This window comes from Candidatus Pantoea formicae (genome assembly GCF_011752625.1).
Taxonomy (GTDB): domain Bacteria; phylum Pseudomonadota; class Gammaproteobacteria; order Enterobacterales; family Enterobacteriaceae; genus Pantoea; species Pantoea formicae.
Genome location: NZ_VWXD01000004.1, coordinates 569,564 through 588,775 on the forward strand (window position 1 = coordinate 569,564; position 19,212 = coordinate 588,775).

Annotated in this window: 12 protein-coding genes and 1 pseudogene; 4 read left to right on the forward strand and 9 right to left on the reverse strand. The window is 54.7% G+C overall.

What is annotated here, in order from left to right; translation table 11 throughout:
* Positions 1-112 precede the first annotated feature (112 nt).
* The 6 genes from F3J38_RS15220 to gltP form a co-directional block, all read right to left on the reverse strand.
* Positions 113-6,196 (reverse strand): autotransporter outer membrane beta-barrel domain-containing protein, encoded by a 6,084-nt coding sequence (locus tag F3J38_RS15220; RefSeq protein WP_167139713.1) that lies wholly within the window; start codon positions 6,194-6,196, stop codon positions 113-115.
* A gap of 569 nt (positions 6,197-6,765) precedes the next feature.
* Positions 6,766-8,205 carry a PTS N-acetylmuramic acid transporter subunit IIBC gene (gene murP / locus F3J38_RS15225; RefSeq protein ID WP_167139715.1) on the reverse strand — a complete coding sequence of 480 codons (1,440 nt, stop codon included), beginning with the start codon at positions 8,203-8,205 and terminating at the stop codon, positions 6,766-6,768.
* Positions 8,205-9,116, reverse strand: coding sequence for an N-acetylmuramic acid 6-phosphate etherase (gene murQ / locus F3J38_RS15230; protein ID WP_167139717.1), 912 nt, complete (start codon positions 9,114-9,116; stop codon positions 8,205-8,207). Before murQ ends, murP begins: the two co-directional genes overlap by 1 nt.
* Before the next feature lie 148 nt (positions 9,117-9,264).
* On the reverse strand, positions 9,265-9,669 hold the full coding sequence (locus tag F3J38_RS15235) for a type II toxin-antitoxin system HicB family antitoxin (protein WP_167139719.1): 405 nt from the start codon (positions 9,667-9,669) through the stop codon (positions 9,265-9,267).
* Positions 9,670-9,777: 108 nt separating this feature from the next.
* Positions 9,778-9,954, reverse strand: a complete 177-nt coding sequence (locus tag F3J38_RS15240) for a type II toxin-antitoxin system HicA family toxin (protein WP_097118966.1) — start codon at positions 9,952-9,954, stop codon at positions 9,778-9,780.
* Positions 9,955-10,178: 224 nt separating this feature from the next.
* A complete protein-coding gene (gene gltP, locus F3J38_RS15245) occupies positions 10,179-11,480 on the reverse strand; it encodes a glutamate/aspartate:proton symporter GltP (protein WP_167139721.1) in 1,302 nt (433 codons plus the stop codon).
* A 581-nt stretch (positions 11,481-12,061) separates the two neighbouring features.
* On the opposite strand from gltP, the gene acs reads away from it, so the two are divergent.
* From acs to actP, 3 genes are all read left to right on the forward strand, one after another.
* Positions 12,062-14,017 carry an acetate--CoA ligase gene (acs, locus tag F3J38_RS15250; RefSeq protein ID WP_167139723.1) on the forward strand — a complete coding sequence of 652 codons (1,956 nt, stop codon included), beginning with the start codon at positions 12,062-12,064 and terminating at the stop codon, positions 14,015-14,017.
* A gap of 297 nt (positions 14,018-14,314) precedes the next feature.
* Positions 14,315-14,644, forward strand: coding sequence for a DUF485 domain-containing protein (locus F3J38_RS15255; protein WP_167139725.1), 330 nt, complete (start codon positions 14,315-14,317; stop codon positions 14,642-14,644).
* The gene (actP, locus tag F3J38_RS15260; protein ID WP_167139727.1) at positions 14,641-16,293 is read left to right on the forward strand and encodes a cation/acetate symporter ActP; all 1,653 of its coding nucleotides are present in this window, start codon (positions 14,641-14,643) and stop codon (positions 16,291-16,293) included. Before F3J38_RS15255 ends, actP begins: the two co-directional genes overlap by 4 nt.
* An 82-nt stretch (positions 16,294-16,375) precedes the next feature.
* Here actP and F3J38_RS15265 read toward each other — a convergent pair whose 3' ends face one another.
* The 3 genes and pseudogenes from F3J38_RS15265 to F3J38_RS15275 all read right to left on the reverse strand — a co-directional run bounded on the left by F3J38_RS15265 (position 16,376) and on the right by F3J38_RS15275 (position 18,154).
* Complete coding sequence (locus F3J38_RS15265; protein WP_100704310.1) at positions 16,376-16,921, reverse strand: YfaZ family outer membrane protein; 546 nt, start codon at positions 16,919-16,921, stop codon at positions 16,376-16,378.
* A gap of 120 nt (positions 16,922-17,041) precedes the next feature.
* Positions 17,042-17,736: pseudogene (locus F3J38_RS15270) on the reverse strand (LrgB family protein).
* The gene (locus tag F3J38_RS15275; protein WP_034826883.1) at positions 17,729-18,154 is read right to left on the reverse strand and encodes a CidA/LrgA family protein; all 426 of its coding nucleotides are present in this window, start codon (positions 18,152-18,154) and stop codon (positions 17,729-17,731) included. Before F3J38_RS15275 ends, F3J38_RS15270 begins: the two are co-directional and overlap by 8 nt.
* 105 nt (positions 18,155-18,259) lie before the next feature.
* Between F3J38_RS15275 and F3J38_RS15280 the strand changes: the two genes are divergently transcribed.
* Positions 18,260-19,162, forward strand: coding sequence for a LysR family transcriptional regulator (locus tag F3J38_RS15280; RefSeq protein WP_167139729.1), 903 nt, complete (start codon positions 18,260-18,262; stop codon positions 19,160-19,162).
* Positions 19,163-19,212: the final 50 nt, after the last annotated feature.

Genomic DNA, 19,212 nt, shown 5'->3' on the forward strand with positions numbered 1-19,212 from the left:
CAGTGATAAATAATCTCCCTGATTTTTATAATGGAAAATGATCAATAAAATTTCATTTAGGGTAAATGGAATCAACGTTTTGGCGGCAGCCCCTTCAGCCGCCGCCTCATGATTAGAACTGCCATCTCACGCCAACGTTATAGCGCCAACCTTTGGCACCGTTACCGCTGATCTCTTTGCGGTAATCGGCCTCCGCATACAGTGAAACATCCTGCTGCAGCGTGGCAGTACCGCCCGCGCCCACTTCCCACATCTGACCAAAATGGCCACTGGCGAAAGTGGCACTCAGTGCAGGGTTCTCCACCGACGAGATGTGGGTGTCTGCCGTGCCGCCCCAGCCTTTATAGTAATTGGCGCGCAGATAGGGGGTGTACTGCCGGTTGCTGTCATCTGTCCAGGTGCGATCAAGGCGCGCGCCAAGGCGGCCAATGGTCTGATGGTAATCGCCATAGCGCACCTTGTTGCCATCTTCATCGGTGAAATCGTTCATGTTCAACTTCATGTACATCAACTGCGCCTGCGGCTCCAGCTTGTAGCCATCACCAAGATTAAAGGGATAACCGCTCTCCAGCGAGGCCGTCCAGCCGTGACCTTTCAGTTTCGCTTCCTGTTTTTGCCGTGCGATATCGGTTTCACCACGATGCCAGTCGAACGACAGCACGCCATCCAGATAGAAACCGTTTTGACGCTGCCAGGTGCCGTAAAAGGCCAGGCTATCGCTGTCAAAGGTGGTGCTGCTGTAACCGTCGGCGGCATCGGGACGGATGCGCGTGTTACCACGCGTGTAGGCTAAGCCTCCGCGCAGGCTGTCTTTGTCACCGTCGAGGCGCAGCACATTGCCACCCACCTGCACCGCGCTGTAATCCAGATCGAAGTCATAGCCGTAATCGCGGAAGCTCTGGTCGCTTTTGTACTTCAGATTTGAGCCGATGTAGCGCAGGAACATCTCGCCGCCATCGCCTTCCGGTCGAGTCTGTTCATGACGCAACTCACCAAGACGCTTATGAAGATCGTCGATAATCGCCGAGGTGTAATACGCCAGGCCAACCGGTGCAGAGATATAGGACGGCACCTGCGGCACCACAGCGGGACGCGCATCGTAGCTTTGCCCGCTGCCGAACGCATCGGTAATAAAGGTCGATGGGCAGCTGGCGCCATCTTCACACACGTAATAATTCGCCAGCCGGTAATCCCAGTAATTGTTACCGCTACCGCTGACCAAACGCTGGCTGGGATCGCTGCTTCCCGGAGCGAAGGTGTAAAGCCGATATTGCCACGGCCCCGCGCCGAGATAGCCGTCTTTAAGCGCAAAACTCTCGGGGCCAGCATTACCCGCCACCTGTGCCAGCGAAATCCCCTCGTTGCCTTCGATGCCACCGTTGCGATTCAGGTCCGTTAGCGCGCCGGTGCTGTTGTCGGTGAGTTTCACGTTCACCAGCGTGGTGCCCGTGGCATTGCCCGTCACGTTGAGGTGGTCAGTGAACTGATTGCTTAGCGCGCCACCTTCGTTAAGGTCGGTGATCAGATTGAGCTGCCCGCCGCTGGACGCCAGCGAACCAGCGATATTCAGGGTGTTGCCCGGCGAGCCCGCGCCGTTGGTCAGATCGAGAACACCGGCGTTGTTCACCGTGAGTGAGTCCGCCGTACCGCCCGCTAAAGTAGGGTGCACATTGTTGCCCGCATACAGCGTTGAATTTGCATCGATATTAATGGTGCTGTGCGCCAACTGGAGGTTGTCAGTGAGCGTCCATTGGGTATTGGCGAAGTTAAGGGTGCTCCAGCCGCTGCCGAGGTTAACCCCTTTATTGAGATCATCCGCGCTGAAGCTACCGCCGCGCGAATCGATCTGATTAAACGTCAGCGTGTTACCGGTTCCGCTGCCGCTGGTGAGGTGATAGGTGGTGTCGAGATCCACATTGCTGACCTCCGCACGGTTATCAGCGTCATTGCCCATGGTCAGGCTGCCGTTAAGCGTACCGCCCGTCCAGCGGAACACATCGGAACCGCCGCCGGGGTTGATATCGCCGCGCACATCGCCTTCGGTGAGCAAGATTTCATCATTGGCATTGCTGCCCGCAACCGCCACGGTTTGCGGATTGGCAGTGATGATGTTGCCGAGGTTCTCGAAGATGGTTTTGCCCCCGCGCAAATCCACCACTGGCGAGGTCAGGCTGTTCGAGATAAACGTTCCGGTGTTGACGATGGTGCCCGCCGTGCTGGAGATCAGCGCCGATCCACCCGCAGGATTATCGATCATGACGTCAGCGGCAGTGGTGACGTTGCCAGTGGTGTTGGCGCGGATGCCGCTGCCGCCCGCGCCGGTGACATTAAATTGATAGCCGGAGCCCAGTGTTAAATCGCCGCTGGTGGTCGATCCATCCGCATTAGCGATGTTCAGACCCGTACCGCTGCCGGTCACATTGGTGGTCACCGTTGAGGCCGGATCAAACGGCACCGCAGTGCGGATCCCGTTGCCATTCGCCACGTTGAGCGTCAGGTTGCTCAGGCTGACATTGCTAAGTTCTGCCCGGTTTTCGATGCCGTTGCCGCTGCCCAGTACGTTGACCGTGGCATCACTGGCGCTGAGCGCACTGGCACCGTTATCGACCAAGATGCCGTGCGCCGTGCCACGCGTGGTGATGACGGTATCACTGCCGGTTAACGCCAGTTGTGCACCCTCACTGATGCGCACGCCTGCCACGCCGTTATCGACGTTGATCACGCCGCCTTTGGCCAGCGTGCTGCCGCTGCCGGACACATCCAGCCCGGTGCCGTTCGCCACATTCACCGTACCGTTGTTGGTCAGCGTACTGCCTGCACGCGAGCGGATACCAATGGTGTTGCCGCCAGTGAGATCTACCGCACCGTTGTTCACCAGCGTAGCGCCGTTGGTGACATCAAAGCCGATGGCGTTGCTGCCTGCGCCGTTGAGATTGCCATTGCTGGTGACGGTGGTGGCCGCTGAGGTGCCATCCAGCGCGTTGCTGAGATCGGTGCGCAGATTATTGACCAGCACGCCGACTGCGTTGCTGCCACTGACATTAATGCTGCTGCCGCTAGCCAAAGTCGCATTCGCGCCGCCCTCGGCACGCACGGCGGTGCTGCCCTGACCGCTGGCGATAAAGCTGGCATTAGCGCTGTTCAGGCTGCTGCCACTGCCCGAGACGATGACACCGGTGCTGTTTGCGCCGCTGGTGGTCAATGAGGTGGGATTGCTGAAGCTCAGCGCGGCACCCTCATCGATGCGGTATCCGGTGGAATTGAGAGTATTCACGTCCAGCGCGTTGGCGGCCGAATTGATACGTGAGCCGCTGCCTGCCGCATGATAAGCAATCTGATCGCTGCCATTAAAGATCGGCACAGATCCGGCGGCGATGTTTACCAATGCGCCGTTGATTGCCTCTGCGCCAATCGCACCAGAGCCGTTGAGGTTCAGGGTGCCACCGTTGAGATTTGCAATCGCCCGACTGCCGCTGGCGCTGACTCCCCGGCTGCGGTTGATGGTACTGCCGCCATTGACGTTGATGTTACCGCTATTGTTCGCCGTGGTATTAGCCGTGCTGCCGCTGCTGTTCACCGCAATGCCGGTGCCGCCATCGTTGATGCTGATGTTGCCGCTGTTGGTACCGGTCGCACCGCTCTCAACCCTTATCCCCGTTGAGTTAGCGCCGCTAAAGGTGATGTCACCCGTGTTGTTGAGCTGTGCGCGATTGCGCGCCAGGTAGCCGGTCAATCCGCTTTGAGACGAGTTGAGTGCCGCAGCAGAGCTTAATGTCGTGCTGGTCACCGGCGCGCCGCTGTTACTGCCCGCCAGCGTATGTTTTTGCCCATCGACAATCGCACCAATCGCGTTGTTGCCAGTGAGGTTGATGGTAGTGTCATTGTCGATGGTGCCCGCTGCCCCGCCTTCGATATTCACCCCCGTCGCGCCTGCACCACTGACGTTGAGCGTGGCGTTGCGGGTATTCACTTCAGTACCGCCGGTGCCGCTGCCGTTCACTGCCACAGAACCGGCGCCCGACGCTGTGAGCGACAGATCGGTGCCATCAAAATCCGCGCCCTGCTCAACGCGGAACAGCGTCGAGTTGGTGGTGGTGACATTGAAGGGATTGTTGCCCGCTACGTTGATTAAAGCGTTGGGGCCATAGGCGAAGAAAGCGATTTGATTGCTGCCGTTGCTGAAGGTCGGTATCGCGTTGGCCGCCACCTCAACCGTGGCATTGCCGCGAGCGTGCACGCCAATTGCACCCGTGCCGCTCAGATTCACCGGACCGTTGATGTCTGCGCTGGCCTGCCCGGTGCCCTGACCTTCCACCCACACGCCAAAGTTACGCGTGCCACTGGCCGGATCCGCGCCCCCAGCGACATTAATGGTCCCCGTTGAGGTTGCGGAAGCGGTATTGCCATTGGTCGCCACCACCTTCACGCCCGTGCCGTTAACGCCGTTAAGATTGATGGTGCCACGGTTATCAATGGTGCCGCTGCTGTTGGTCACCGACATCCCGACGTTTTCACGCGGCACTGTCGCAGCAGCACCATTCACATCAATGGTGCCGTTATTGATCATCGTGACCCCGCTGGCACCGGTCGCCGACATGCCCGCCGCGTTCTGCACCTTTGAGCCAATCACGATGTTGCCGTTGTTGGTGGCAGAACCGTTGGCCACCAGCGCGATCCCGCTGGTGAGACCGCTCTGATTCATGGCGGTGTCCGCCACGCTGTCGGTCAGGCTGTTCTGTGGACCACGACCAATATAAATCTGCCCATCGGCATTGTTGGTGAAGGTGGAGGTCGGCGTTGTCAGCAGTACGCCCGATGCTGTACCGCGCGCGCTGGAGCCGTTCACGCCGACGTTTATATTGCCGCTGTTGCTGGAGGTGGCGTCATCCTCCAGCCGAATCCCCGCCACGCCATACTGCGAGTTACTGCCGGTGGTGGCGAGATTAACGATGCCGTTGTTGTTGAACGCACTGCCGCTCTGCACCAGCACGCCGTTGGCACCATAGCCGGTAGAGCCGATGCCGGTGCCATCCTGGCGATTGAGGAAACCGCCGTTGATCACCCCAGTCGTGCTGGTACTGCCGCTACTGTTACCAGAAAGCACCAGTGCAGTGCCGTTATTCGCGAGGGTACCACGGCTGGCAAGCTTGCCATCAATCACCGCCTGCGCGCCGTTGGAGGCTTTGATTGCGCCGCCCGTCGATCCGACCACTTCCAGCGTTTTATCCGCCGCCAGATTGACACGCGCATTAGGGCCATCGGCATTGACCACGATGCGGTTACCAATCGGCTGTGTGACTTCATCTGGCGGTGTGGCACTCACGTCATACACGATATTGCCGTTGGTGACGGTGACCGCTTTGTTGAACTCGGTGAGATAATTGGCCTTATCCAGATTGCCGGATTGCAGTTGGCTGATTAGCCAGTAGTTGTAGGTCTGCAGCTCGTTGGCGTTGGTGACCGAGAAAGTGTTGGTGGCACCGTCCAGCGTTTGCACGGTGAAACTGCCGTTGTAGCTGGCAAGATTTTGCACCTGGAACGTTTGGGTGGCGCCGGCGCCATCCGGCGTGGCGGCGGTGCCAAAGAAGCTGATGCGGTTGTTGGAATTCCAGTTGAGGGTGCTGTCGCTGCCCACCTGGAACAGCGTGGTCTGCTTCGCCGCCATGCTCCAGCTGTTGGTGCTGGCACTGCTGGCCGCATTCGCTTGCCCGATATTCACATCAAGCGTGCCACCGTTCGAGACATCCGCAACACGCGTATTGATGTATTGATCGCCGTTAACGTTAACCACATCCGGCACTGCAGTATCGGAGGTGACTGGCGTTTGTGCCACCAGGCTGGCGGAATTGTAGACCTGGAAAGTAGTGTTACCGCCCGTGGTAGGATCGGGGACGGTGATGGCGAAGTTCTGCGGGCCGGGATCAAGACGGGTTTGATTGAGAAACTGCGCGCCCGAGGTGATGTTGACCTGTTCAAGGCTGGAGTTCACTGATCCATCCGTTCCCGGTGCGAAATCAGGATTGCCGTTCAGCGTTTCATTGCTGCCATTGACGTTAATACTCTGCTCGCCAAAGAGGTTGTCATTCACCTGCGGTGAATAACTTCCCAATGTAATGGCTTGCGCGCTTATTGCCGGATAGAACAGCGCTTGCGCGGCTAATATTCCTAACGCAATCGGATTTAATCTGAACTTCATACTTCCTCCAGTGGGCGTGCAGCGTCCACGCTGTTATTGCAACAGCGTTAATTTCATCGCGAGGGATACAACGGCAGGAATAACACCCACCCCGATGAGCAATTAATTTCTGAGAGCCACTGTGTGAAGAAAGTCTGGTGCAGCGAATAAAGAAGCAATTTTGTTTTTATAGACTAATTGGCTATAGGTATAGACTTTTCCGCCATCGGGCGCAAAAGGGAAATGCAGGTAACCCGTTGTCATAATGGCGAAATATTTGTGAGAAGGGAGAAATTATTGGCAACTATTGAGTCCAGAAGTTTCCAATAATTAACCTGCTATCTTATTAATAATTTCTTTATTTTTTCTTAGCAGTTTACTTACGGATGGCACGGCATGTTCGGCAATTTCAGCACCAAGCTAAGCGATACGGCGAATCGCAAATATGTGACTCATATCACATTTAAAATCATTCAATCATCAAGGTTTTGCCGGTGTATTCCCCCGCAGCAGCGCGACATCTCAGGCTTCATTCCAGCCTCACCGTAGCAGCATAATGTCGTATGCTGCTAAGGTTAATAGCAATGGCATTAGCTGAGATCGACGCCTTTGGTTCCGCCCCACCAGGTGAAGGCAAATCCACCTACCCACGCGACGATTAAGCCAGCGAGATAGACCGCCATACCGGCAAAGATCCCCTGTGAAGAGGTCATTAACGGTAGCGTCACTAAGCCAGACGGGCCAAACACGGTGTTCATACCGACAGGCAGGCCCAGCCAGGCGACCAAGCCTATAAAGAATCCGCCCAGCGCTCCGCCACAACAGGCGGTAATAAACGGCTTAAGACGCGGCAGCGTAACGCCATAAATTAACGGTTCACCCACGCCCAACAGGCCCGGCACTATCGCGCCTTTGATTTGCGTACGCAGCAGCGAGTGCTTATCGGCTTTACACCACAGCGCGAGGGAAGCACCTACCTGGCCCGCACCCGCCATTGCTAGAATCGGGAATAACGAGTTAAAGCCCTGGGTTTCCATCAATGCGAAATAGACCGGAATAAAGCCTTGATGAATACCGAACATCACCGCAATCAAAAACAGCCCAGCCAAAATCGCGCAGCCAAACGGATTGTTATTCAGATGAATAAACAACCACGACATGCCTTTAAATAACTCACCGCCAATCGGCATAATCACCATAAAGGTCACTGCCCCGGTAATTAATAACGTGAGTAATGATGTCAAAATCATATCGAGATTATCGGGGATGATTTTGCGCAGCTGTTTTTCAATCCAAGCACCGAATATCGCCGCCAATAGCACACCAATAATATTGCCGCGCGGGTCAATCGCCATGCCAAAGAAATCTGACATACCGCTGTAATAGCCCACCGTGGCTTTTGGCATATAACCGAGCACAAACAGTGAGGCGATAATGGCACCATTCACACCGGTGCCGCCAAAGGCTTTCTGCGCGTTGTAACCAATCAGAATGCTCAGGAAGGTAAACAGCCCCTTACCGAACACTTTCATGTAGGCCACGGTGTCCAGCAGCCACTGCGCATGTTCGCCGGGCTGGTTGAGGTGGAAAATCTGCTCAATCAGCGTGGCAAACCCTAGCAGCAAACCCGCACCGATAAAGCCGGGGATCAGTGGCGTGAAGATGGTGGCGAAACAGGAAAGAAAACGGTGCAGTGCGCTGGTTTGCTTCGCTTTCATCTGCTGCTTTTGAGCGGCGGCAAGGGTGCTGAGATCCTGCGGCTTTTCCGTTTCATCGTTATTCAGTAACCCCTGCATTTTCTCTGCGGCGGTTTGCGCTTTGCCGGGGCCAAGAACGATTTGCAGCTGCGCATCGCTGTCGATCACGCCCAATATGCCAGGCAGCGTTTTTAGACGCGCATGATCGACTAATGCGGCATCGGCTAACGAGAGGCGCAGGCGCGTCATGCAGTTACCGCACTGCACGATGTTATGCGCACCTCCCACTGCTTGCAGGATTTCGCGTAATAAACCTTCGGTGATGGCGGCCATTATTGCGCTCCTGCGTCGCGCAACGCCTGACGGATAAAGCCGCTGTTTTGCTTCAACAGCGCTTTAGCTTCGGTGGCATCCAACCCTGCCAGCACCATCACAATCGCCGTTTTGCAGTGCCCCTGACACGCGTTCAGCGCCTGCTGTGCGGTGGCATCGTCACAGTCGGTGGCCTGTTTGACGATGTTGATTTGGCGCTGCACCAGCTTCTGGTTAGTCGCCTCCACATCCACCATCAGGTTGCCGTACACCTTGCCGCTACGGATCATTGCGCCGGTGGTGAGCATATTCAGCACCAGCTTTTGCGCTGTACCCGCTTTCATACGTGAGGAGCCGGTGACAACTTCTGGCCCCACGACCGGGGTGAGCGCCACATCCGCGGCTTGCGACATGGGACTGTTGGGATTACACGTTAACGCTGCGCTAAAAGCGCCCTGCTGTTTCGCATAGGCTAATGCGCCCAATACATAGGGCGTCCGGCCACTGGCGGCAATCCCCACCAGCACATCATTAGCGTTGAAATCGATGTCCTTTAAATCCTGTGCGCCCTGCTCGACGTTGTCTTCCGCATTCTCCACCGCCTGCAAAATGGCAGTGTGACCGCCAGCAATCAACCCCACCACTTGCGAGCGCGGCGTGCCGAAAGTCGGCGGACACTCGCTGGCATCGAGAATACCGAGACGGCCCGAAGTGCCCGCGCCGCAATAAATGAGGCGTCCGCCTTTGCTGAAGGCTGCGGTAATCGCATCCACCACATGTGCGATCTGCGGCACAATCGCCTCTACCGCCAGTGCCACTTTTTTGTCTTCATCATTAATGACGCGCAGCATCGCTTCGGTGGAGAGTTCATCAATGTTCTGGCTCGCTGGGTTACGCCCTTCGGTGATCATCTGGCTGAGGTCGATCTGCATTACGCACTCCTTGAAAGAATAATTTATTCAAAAAACTATATACCATTTTGAATTGTTAATTCCTGTTCGGTCATCAAGTTTTTGTGCTTTTTGCTGCGGCAGGCGAAAAAAACCCGCCGGATGGCGGGTAGATATGTAGATGTGTTCGTTACGCGTTAGCTAATTCTTTGCGCGCTAACTCCGCCAGAAAACCGCTGCGCGAACCATATTCGCGGTGGGATTCGACATAACTATCAATTTTGCTGAGTAGATTTTGTGGCAAAGTGATATTGAGCTTTACCGCTTTACCTTCATAGCGACTCAGATCGATCTCCACAAATGCCCAGTAACCTCCCTGACACGCTTCATCATAAATATGCGTCTCAATATCTGCCGCTTTAGGGATGGCTTTGCCGGCATCCGCTAAAGATTCTACGTGAACATCAATCGCGTTAAATGCATCGCGCAGCGCATCATCTACGCTTTTGCCTGCAAAAAAACATCCCTCCACATCCGGCACAAAACCTGACCAGCTATTGTCCTCTGTCTTATGAAGATAAACGGGGAATCTCATGTTCAGTCCTCACTAAAAAGAAATATTCAGGTAGGAATTCATTGCAATGTCTGCTGCAACTGACATTGCTAATTTTTTCCAAATCGGGGGCATTGCCCCCGTCTACATTTAGTCCATTAACTTCATTAACTTACGTAATGTTCCAGTTGCCAGGTCTTTTTCAGGATGAGGAAGTGAGATGTGATACGGCTTATCTGCTCTCACAAACACATGGTGGCTGCCTTTTACTCGGTCTAAAACCCAACCGCGCTCCAGCAACATCCTGATCAGCTCCCTGCTGCTCAATCAAACCTCCGGTTAACTTAGCGCTAATAATATACCCACCATAACCACAAAATAAAATCATTAGTGGTTATGGTGGATATAAAATTAATCACAATTCCGGCGGCCAAACATCCAGGACACGTCTTGAATTGACATAAAAAAACCCGCCGGATGGCGGGTTTCGTTAACTACGCATCAAGGTGCAGTACGCAGCTGAAGTCGTCATTTCGTTACGGCTGATGGCCTCAACTGGCTTTCTGTGTACGCAGTTGCAGCTCGTAGGCTTCGGCTTGTTTGACGTCGAATTGGTTTTCCCAGCGCGCAATCACCAACACAGCCAATGCATTACCGATCACATTCAGCGCAGTACGCGCCATGTCCATGATGCGGTCCACACCGGCGATAAACGCCAGGCCTTCCAGTGGAATACCCACGCTGCCCAGCGTCGCCAGCAGCACCACGAAGGACACGCCCGGCACGCCAGCAATCCCTTTCGAGGTCACCATCAGCGTCAATACCAGAATGATTTCATCGGTCAGCGACAGATCAATACCGTACAGCTGCGCGATAAAGATCGCCGCGATGCTCTGATACAACGTTGAACCATCCAGGTTAAACGAATACCCGGTCGGTACCACGAAGCTGGTGATGGCTTTCGGCGCACCGTAGGCTTCCATCTTCTGCATGATTCGTGGCAGCACGGTTTCTGAACTGGAGGTGGAATAGGCCAGAATCAGCTCATCTTTCAGGATGCGCATCAACGTGGTAATACGCAGTTTGCACATGCGCGCGACCGTACCCAACACCACGAAAGCAAAGAACAGAATCGCCACGTACACCAGCAACACCAGCTTGGCCAGCGGAAAGAGCGAGGCAAAACCAAAGTTGGCGATAGTGACCGCAATCAGCGCGAAGACGCCAACCGGCGCATAGCGCATGATCATGTGCGTCACTTTAAACATGGTTTCAGACACTGAACGGAACACAGTCACCAGCGGATCACGATGCTCTGAAGGCAGCGCTGACAAGCCCATACCAAACAGCACCGAGAAGAAGATAATCGGCAACATGTCGCCTTTTACCAACGAGGCAAAAATGTTCTGCGGGATCAGCGACAGAATAGTGGTCACCAGGCCGTGAGGCGCACCCTGTACCGCTTGGGTTGTGGCTTCGTATTTAGAGATGTCCACCGTTACCAGCGTAGACATATCAATGCCGCTACCGGGTTGGAATACGTTGGCAAGCGTGATGCCGACCACAATGGCAATGGTGGTGATCACTTCAAAATAGACAATGGTTTTGACGCCAATACGTCCGAGCTTTTTCGCATCGCCGACGCCAGCAATGCCCACAATCAGAGAGGAAATCACAATCGGCACCACAATCATCTTGATCAGATGAATAAAGATGTCGCCTGCTGGGGTGAGAATGTTAGTGATTAACCATTCACGATCGTCTGGCTGATTATGCAGCACGGTTCCGACAACGATGCCGAGAATCAGGGCAATGAGAATTTGCCAGGCAAGGGTGAGTTTAAAACCTTTCATAACGCGTTATTTTCCTCAGTAAAAACCCCTTTGCTCCGCTGCGAAGGTGCAGAAGATATGTCACACAGGGAAGTGAGCAAAAGCCCGATAAAATAGAGGGTTATAGTGGACCGCATCCATTACCGCTGCACAGGCATTTTGCGCCTGCGCGATGATGCAGCCTGAGTAGATACCTGCTGAACAGGGGCGAGATAAGTACCATTTTCACTACGGTAAATGCAACCCCTGGGGGCTTAGCTTAATTCCTGCGCAGCTGAGTAGCATAAAATGCTGACATTTACTTTTAGTCATAACTCGCTGTTATGAAAAGTGTTAATTCGATAATTTTCCGCATAGCTATTCAATATCGGGCAAAAAATCCTCCGGCGCGTTTGCTGATTTTTTAACCTCCCATCCTCTCTGTTTTGCGTCAATGCCAGAGATTGGCACCTATTTCTTTCGGTGATAAACAGTAGGAATTTAGGCGCATTTCAGGCATACAAAAGGTCGTGATCCAGACTACAAAACAGAAACAAAGCCCTGTCGAGCTCTTCAATTAACCTTTGATTGACATATGATTAACAACTTCAAGGAGGTCAGCCATGAGCCAAATACATAAGCATCCTGTACCCGCTGCCGTCGCAGCGAATGCCCTGATTAATGCCGATCAGTATGCGGCGCTCTATCAACAATCGGTTGACGATCCTGACACCTTTTGGGGTGAACAAGGCAAAATTCTCGACTGGATGAAGCCTTACAGCAAAGTGAAAAACACCTCCTTTGCCCCTGGCAATATTTCGATTCGCTGGTATGAAGACGGTGCACTGAACCTCGCCGCCAACTGCCTCGACCGCCATTTGCAGACGCGTGGCGATCACCCGGCCATTATCTGGGAAGGCGATGACGCCAGCGAAAGTAAAACCCTTACTTTCCATGAACTGCATGGCGACGTTTGCCGCTTTGCTAATGTGCTGCTGAGCCTCGGCGTCAAGAAAGGCGACGTGGTCGCCATCTATATGCCGATGGTGCCTGAAGCCGCCGTCGCGATGCTGGCCTGTGCACGTATTGGCGCGGTGCATTCGGTGATCTTCGGTGGCTTCTCTCCGGAAGCCGTTGCCGGTCGCGTGGTCGATTCCAACGCCAAACTGGTGATTACCGCTGATGAAGGCGTACGCGCTGGACGTAGCATTCCACTGAAAAAGAACGTTGACGATGCACTGAATAATCCCAACGTCACCAGCGTGAAAAACGTGGTGGTATTTAAGCGCACCGGTAAAGACACCGGCTGGCGCGAAGGGCGCGATCTCTGGTGGCATGAGCTGGTGGCGAAAGCCAGCGATCAGCATGAACCTGTCGCCGTTGATGCCGAGCATCCGCTGTTTATTCTTTATACTTCCGGTTCGACCGGGAAGCCAAAAGGCGTGCTGCACACCACCGGTGGCTATCTGGTGTATGCGGCCAGCACCTTCAAATATGTGTTTGATTACCATCCAGACGATGTTTACTGGTGCACCGCCGATGTGGGCTGGATCACCGGTCACAGCTACCTGATTTACGGTCCGCTGGCTTGCGGCGCCACCACCCTGATGTTCGAAGGCGTGCCAAACTGGCCGAAACCGAGCCGTATGGCAGAAGTCGTCGATAAACATAAGGTGACATTGCTGTATACCGCGCCAACCGCGATTCGTGCGCTGATGGCCGAAGGTGATAAAGCGATTGAGGGCACCAGCCGCAGCAGCTTGCGCATCATGGGTTCCGTCGGCGAGCCAATCAACCCAGAAGCCTGGGAGTGGTACTACAAGAAGATTGGCGATAGCCGCTGTCCAATTGTAGATACCTGGTGGCAGACTGAAACCGGTGGCTTCATGATTACCCCACTGCCAGGTGCGATTGAGTTGAAAGCCGGTTCGGCGACCAAACCCTTCTTTGGCGTACAGCCCGCGCTGGTGGATAACGAAGGCAATCCGTTAGAAGGCGCGACCGAAGGTAACTTGGTGATCAACGACTCCTGGCCTGGTCAGGCGCGTACTCTGTTTGGCGATCACGAGCGCTTTGAACAAACCTACTTCTCCACCTTCAAAAATCGCTACTTCAGCGGTGACGGCGCACGCCGTGACGAAGATGGCTACTACTGGATTACGGGTCGCGTCGATGACGTGCTGAACGTTTCCGGCCACCGCCTCGGTACCGCAGAGATCGAATCGGCGCTGGTGTCACATCCTAAGATTGCTGAAGCGGCGGTTGTGGGCATTCCTCACAGCATTAAAGGCCAGGCGATCTATGCTTATATCACGCTGAACCACGGTGAAGAGCCGTCGCCAGAGCTGTATACCGAAGTACGTAACTGGGTACGTAAAGAGATCGGCCCGATTGCCACGCCGGATGTGTTGCACTGGACCGACTCACTGCCGAAAACCCGCTCCGGTAAGATTATGCGTCGTATTCTGCGCAAAATCGCGGCGGGCGATACCAGCAACCTCGGCGATACCTCTACCCTGGCCGATCCAGGCGTGGTGGAGAAATTGCTGGAAGAGAAGCAGTCCATCACTATGCCGTAAACGGCATTGACGCGACGGAGAGTGTCAGCCTGTTCACGGCAGGCTACTCTCCGTCATTCCCGCCTTACGCCGTACGCTTTTCACCATCGCATAACCTATACCCAAAATAATTCGAGCTGCAGGAAGGCGGCAAGAATGAGAATTCCAGGAGCTTACTGAAGTAAGTGACTGGGATGAACATACGCAGCCAACGCACCTGCTGCTCGAAAGATGAAGGGTATATATAACTAGAATATTCAGCAGCTTAAATCATTTAACCGTGAGATATCTGCCTGCCTTTCCTCTGGAGAAACTGTGATGAACGAAGCCCTAAATCAACAGGAAGCAGTCTGGCAACAAATCGAGAGCAACCCGCGTTTTCAGGAATTGGTGCACAAGCGCCAGGCCTTTGCGCTGTTGCTCAGCATCATCATGCTGGTGCTTTACGTCGGCTTTATTTTATTAATTGCTTTTGCCCCCGCCTGGCTTGGCACGCCCCTGCATGCAGGTACCAATGTCACACGCGGAATACCCATCGGCGTTGGCTTAATTGTGGTGTCGTTTCTGCTCACTGGCGTCTATGTCTGGCGCGCCAACGGTGAGTTTGATCGCCTGACCAAACAGATTCTGGGCGAGGTGAAATCATGAAGCGTCTGTTCTCCACTTTGCTAGCGATTGTGCCCGCCAGTGTTTTTGCCGCCGATGCCATTACTGGCGCGGTGCAAAAACAGGCCACCAACTACGAAGCCATCATCATGTTCGTGGTGTTTGTGGTGGCGACGCTCGGCATCACCTATTGGGCCTCCAAACGCACCCGTTCACGCAGCGATTACTATACCGCTGGCGGCAACATCACTGGCTTCCAGAACGGTCTGGCTATGGCCGGTGACTTTATGTCTGCCGCCTCTTTCCTCGGTATCTCGGCACTGGTTTACACCTCGGGCTACGACGGGTTGATCTACTCACTCGGCTTCCTGGTAGGCTGGCCAATGATTCTGTTCCTCATTGCGGAACGCTTACGTAACCTCGGACGTTACACCTTTGCTGATGTGGCGTCCTATCGCCTGCAGCAAAAACCGATTCGTACCCTGTCGGCCTGTGGCTCGCTGGTCGTCGTGGCGCTGTATTTGATTGCGCAGATGGTCGGTGCAGGCAAACTCATCCAATTGCTGTTTGGTCTGGATTACCATATCGCCGTGGTACTGGTGGGTATATTGATGGTGATGTACGTGCTGTTTGGCGGCATGTTAGCCACGACATGGGTACAGATCATCAAAGCCGTGCTGTTGCTGTTTGGTGCCAGCTTTATGGCGATTATGGTGATGAAAGCCACGGGTTTTAGCTTCAACACGCTGTTTACCGAAGCGATGGCGGTCCACCCGAAAGGTGCCGCAATTATGCAGCCGGGCGGCCTGGTGAAAGATCCGATATCGGCGCTGTCTCTCGGCCTTGGATTGATGTTCGGTACCGCGGGCTTACCGCATATCCTGATGCGCTTCTTTACCGTGGCGGATGCGCGTGAAGCGCGTAAAAGCGTGTTCTGGGCCACCGGCTTTATGGGCTACTTCTACTTTCTCACCTTTATCATTGGCTTCGGTGCCATCTTATTGGTGGGAGCTAACCCGGCCTTTAAAGATGCCACAGGCGCGCTGATTGGCGGCACCAATATGGCGGCGGTGCATTTGGCGAATGCGGTGGGGGGCAGTCTGTTCCTCGGCTTTATCTCGGCGGTTGCTTTTGCCACGATCCTGGCTGTTGTTGCCGGACTGACGCTGGCTGGGGCTTCTGCGGTATCACACGATCTCTACGCCAGCGTGATCCGTAAAGGCCAGGCGACCGAGCGTGATGAGCTGCGCGTCTCGAAAATTACCGTACTGATTCTGGGTGTGGTAGCGATTGTGCTGGGTATCGCGTTTGAGAAACAGAACATCGCCTTTATGGTCGGTCTGGCCTTCTCGATTGCGGCCAGCTGTAACTTCCCGATTATTTTGCTCTCGATGTACTGGTCGAAGCTGACCACTCGCGGCGCGATGATTGGCGGCTGGCTGGGGTTGATTACGGCGGTGGTGCTGATGATCCTCGGTCCGACCATTTGGGTCCAGGTGTTGGGGCACGCCAAACCGGTCTATCCGTATGAGTATCCGGCACTGTTCTCAATGGCAGCGGCGTTTATCGGTACCTGGCTGTTCTCGATTACCGATCACTCGCGCCAGGGTGCTGAGGAGCGCGCAAAATTCCGTGGTCAGTTTATTCGTTCACAAACGGGCGTAGGGATTTCGCAGGGCAAATCACATTAAACAAAAATGCCGCCCTCAAGGGCGGCATTCAGTTTGTGCGATGATGAATCAGATGCGCCATGAGGGGCATTGAGTTCGATCATTAAAAACGCAGTGACGCACCCACGTACGGGCCATCAACCAGCACGTTATCTTTACGATCGCCTTTGTTGTTCAGCTCGATGTACTGATAGCCCACACGCAGGTTCAGCAGTGAAATCGGCGTGAAGCTCAGACCACCCGATGCTTCAGTGTAGCTATCCAGACGATCGGAGAAGGCTTCTGGCGCATAGTAGTATTCGCCGTACAGGCCCCACATGCTGTTGAAGTTATATTGTGCACCGGCACCCACGGCAACGGTGAAGCCATCACGACCATCTTCCGGATGGGTGAACAGGGCTTTAGCAGTAGGTGCAATGCGGAAATCACCCAGGTCGATGTTGTAACCCGCGCCCAGACCGTAGGTGCTGCCATCGTGATCGCTGCGCAGCCAGTTGCCTTTCAGGAACAGGCCAGGAGAAGTAGTGCCGAGGCCAAGGTTCAGGTTGGTGCTGTGCTCACCCACGTCAACACTGCCCTCAATCGCCTGCGCGCCGCTGCTCAGCAGTGCCAGACCCAATACGCTTCCAGTAACAAGTTGCTTAAACATATGATTCCACTCCATGAAGGACAAATAAGTCGGCGCAAAGGGTAACAGCCTGGCAGCAGGAGACAACTTTATTTGGAAACCTTTACGTAAAAATCGATGACAGTGCGCAAAAAGCGACCATCAGGCCGCCCACAGCAAGTGGCTCAGCAATGGAGCCAGTATCACCGTGACCACGCCCGACAGCATCATCACCAGACTCGATACCACACCCTCTTGCTGGCCTAATTGATAAGCGCGTGCAGTGCCTGCACCGTGTGAAGCGGCACCAAAACCAGCGCCTTTTGCCACGCCCTGTTTGATGGCAATACGCAGAAACAGCACATCGCCTACCGCCATGCCAAACACCCCAGTGATCACCACAAACAGCGCCACCAAATCCGGCTGGCCGCCAATCGGCAGTGCGCTGCGAGGGCAAACGGCGTGGTAATCGAACGCACAGCAAGGCTGCGCTGGATGGTTTCCGGCAGCATCAGCAGCCGTGCCAGCCATACCGAACTGCACACCGCCACCAGCGTGGCCGTTAACACGCCGACACTCAACGACAGCCAGTGACGCTTAATAATCTCCAGGTTCTCATACACGGGCACGGCAAACGCCAGCGTTGCCGGGCCCAGCAGCCAGATTAGCCAGTGGCTCTCGGCAATATAATCCTTCCAACTAACGTGCGTCAGCAACAGCAGCGCAACCAGTACCACCGGCGTCATCACCAGCGGCATCAGCAACAGTGTTTGTTTGCGGCGATAGAGGCGTTTATTGATGTAATAGACCAGCAGCGTCAGTGCCAGACAGAGCAGACTAATGATGAAATCAGCCATGATGCGCCTGCTTACGCGCCGCACGCGCCAGTTCGAAGCGGTACAGGCGATCGACCACCAGCGAGGTCGCCGCCAGCACTAACAAAGTACTGACCGCAATCACCACACAGATACGCCAGCCTTCACTGCGCAGTAAATCGCTATAATTGACCACCGCCACCACCGCCGGAATAAAGAACAGCAGCATTTCTGCCAGCAGCCAGTTGGCACCGGCTTTCACCCAACGCAGTGGCACCACGCGCGTCATGATTAACAGCAACAGCAGCACCATCCCCACCACATTGGCGGGCAGCGGCAGGTGCAGCCAGCTCACCAGTTTGTCGCTGGCCATAAACAGGCCGATATACAGCACCAACTGCAATGGCACGAAAACACGTTGCAGGATGTCCGTTCTGCGCGGACTCAATGCAAGCGCCATTTTTCTTTCTCCCCAGAATTAAACGTTGGGCTTAGTATAAATCCGCGCCAAACTGCGAAAGAAATGAATTAAAATCATTAAAACTATGCCAAAAAGGAATGATTTATGGACGTCCGCGCCCTGCGTTATTTCACCGAGGTGGTAAGACAGCAAAGTTTCACGCGTGCTGCTGAAAAGCTCTATGTCACGCAACCCACCATCAGCAAAATGCTGCGCCAGCTAGAGGAAGAACTTGGCTGTACGCTGCTGCTGCGTGAAGGCCGCAAGCTGCATCTCACCGACAGCGGCCAAGCGGTGTATCAGCGTGGTTTGGCGATTCTACAGGAGTTTCATCAGCTTGAAGCGCAAATCGGCGATATCAATGAATTGAAAACCGGCGAACTGCGACTGGGTATTCCGCCCATGGTCGGGATGCAGATCGCCGGTTCGATCTCCGCGTTTCGCCGCCGCTATCCGGGCGTGCAGTTGAAGATTGTCGAGTCCGGCGGTTTAACCGTGCAGCAGGCCGTGCTGAACGGCGGACTGGATATTGCGCTCACCGCGCTGCCGGTTGATGCCGATTTGCCGCTTAAAACGCTGGAACTGATGCGTCATCCACTCTGCGTGTTGTTGCCACGCAACGCACAGTGGCTCAACCGCAGCAGCCTTGGGCTGGCAGAACTCGCAAACCATCCACTGCTGATTTTGAATGAAGAGTTCTCACTCAACCGCCAGCTAATGAAAGCGTTCCAACGCCTGGGATTAACACCGGACATTGCCGTACGCAGCGCGCAGTGGGATTTTCTGGCCGCGATGGTACAAGCGGGAATGGGGCTGGCGATTCTGCCGGAGCCGATTTGCCAGCGGCTGGATAAACAATCGCTGCTATGGCTGCCGCTGGAATCGGAGTTGCAGTGGAGCCTGGGATTGATTTGGCGTAAAGGAAGTTATTTGTCACGCAGTGCGCAGGCATGGATAGAGTGCTGCCGCGAACATTGGCCGGACGAGCCACCCAAGTTGTCGGTGTAGCTATGTGCCCCATTTGCCAGGAGCGCATAAATGCGCCCCTACAAATTTCC

Bases quoted from the DNA above. Each gene is read 5' to 3' on its own strand.
- F3J38_RS15220 (WP_167139713.1), bottom strand. From the start codon at position 6,196: ATGAAGTTCAGATTAAATCCGATTGCGTTAGGAATATTAGCCGCGCAA.
- murP (WP_167139715.1), bottom strand. From the start codon at position 8,205: ATGGCCGCCATCACCGAAGGTTTATTACGCGAAATCCTGCAAGCAGTG.
- murQ (WP_167139717.1), bottom strand. From the start codon at position 9,116: ATGCAGATCGACCTCAGCCAGATGATCACCGAAGGGCGTAACCCAGCG.
- F3J38_RS15235 (WP_167139719.1), bottom strand. From the start codon at position 9,669: ATGAGATTCCCCGTTTATCTTCATAAGACAGAGGACAATAGCTGGTCA.
- gltP (WP_167139721.1), bottom strand. From the start codon at position 11,480: ATGAAAGGTTTTAAACTCACCCTTGCCTGGCAAATTCTCATTGCCCTG.
- acs (WP_167139723.1), top strand. From the start codon at position 12,062: ATGAGCCAAATACATAAGCATCCTGTACCCGCTGCCGTCGCAGCGAAT.
- F3J38_RS15255 (WP_167139725.1), top strand. From the start codon at position 14,315: ATGAACGAAGCCCTAAATCAACAGGAAGCAGTCTGGCAACAAATCGAG.
- actP (WP_167139727.1), top strand. From the start codon at position 14,641: ATGAAGCGTCTGTTCTCCACTTTGCTAGCGATTGTGCCCGCCAGTGTT.
- F3J38_RS15265 (WP_100704310.1), bottom strand. From the start codon at position 16,921: ATGTTTAAGCAACTTGTTACTGGAAGCGTATTGGGTCTGGCACTGCTG.
- F3J38_RS15275 (WP_034826883.1), bottom strand. From the start codon at position 18,154: ATGGCGCTTGCATTGAGTCCGCGCAGAACGGACATCCTGCAACGTGTT.
- F3J38_RS15280 (WP_167139729.1), top strand. From the start codon at position 18,260: ATGGACGTCCGCGCCCTGCGTTATTTCACCGAGGTGGTAAGACAGCAA.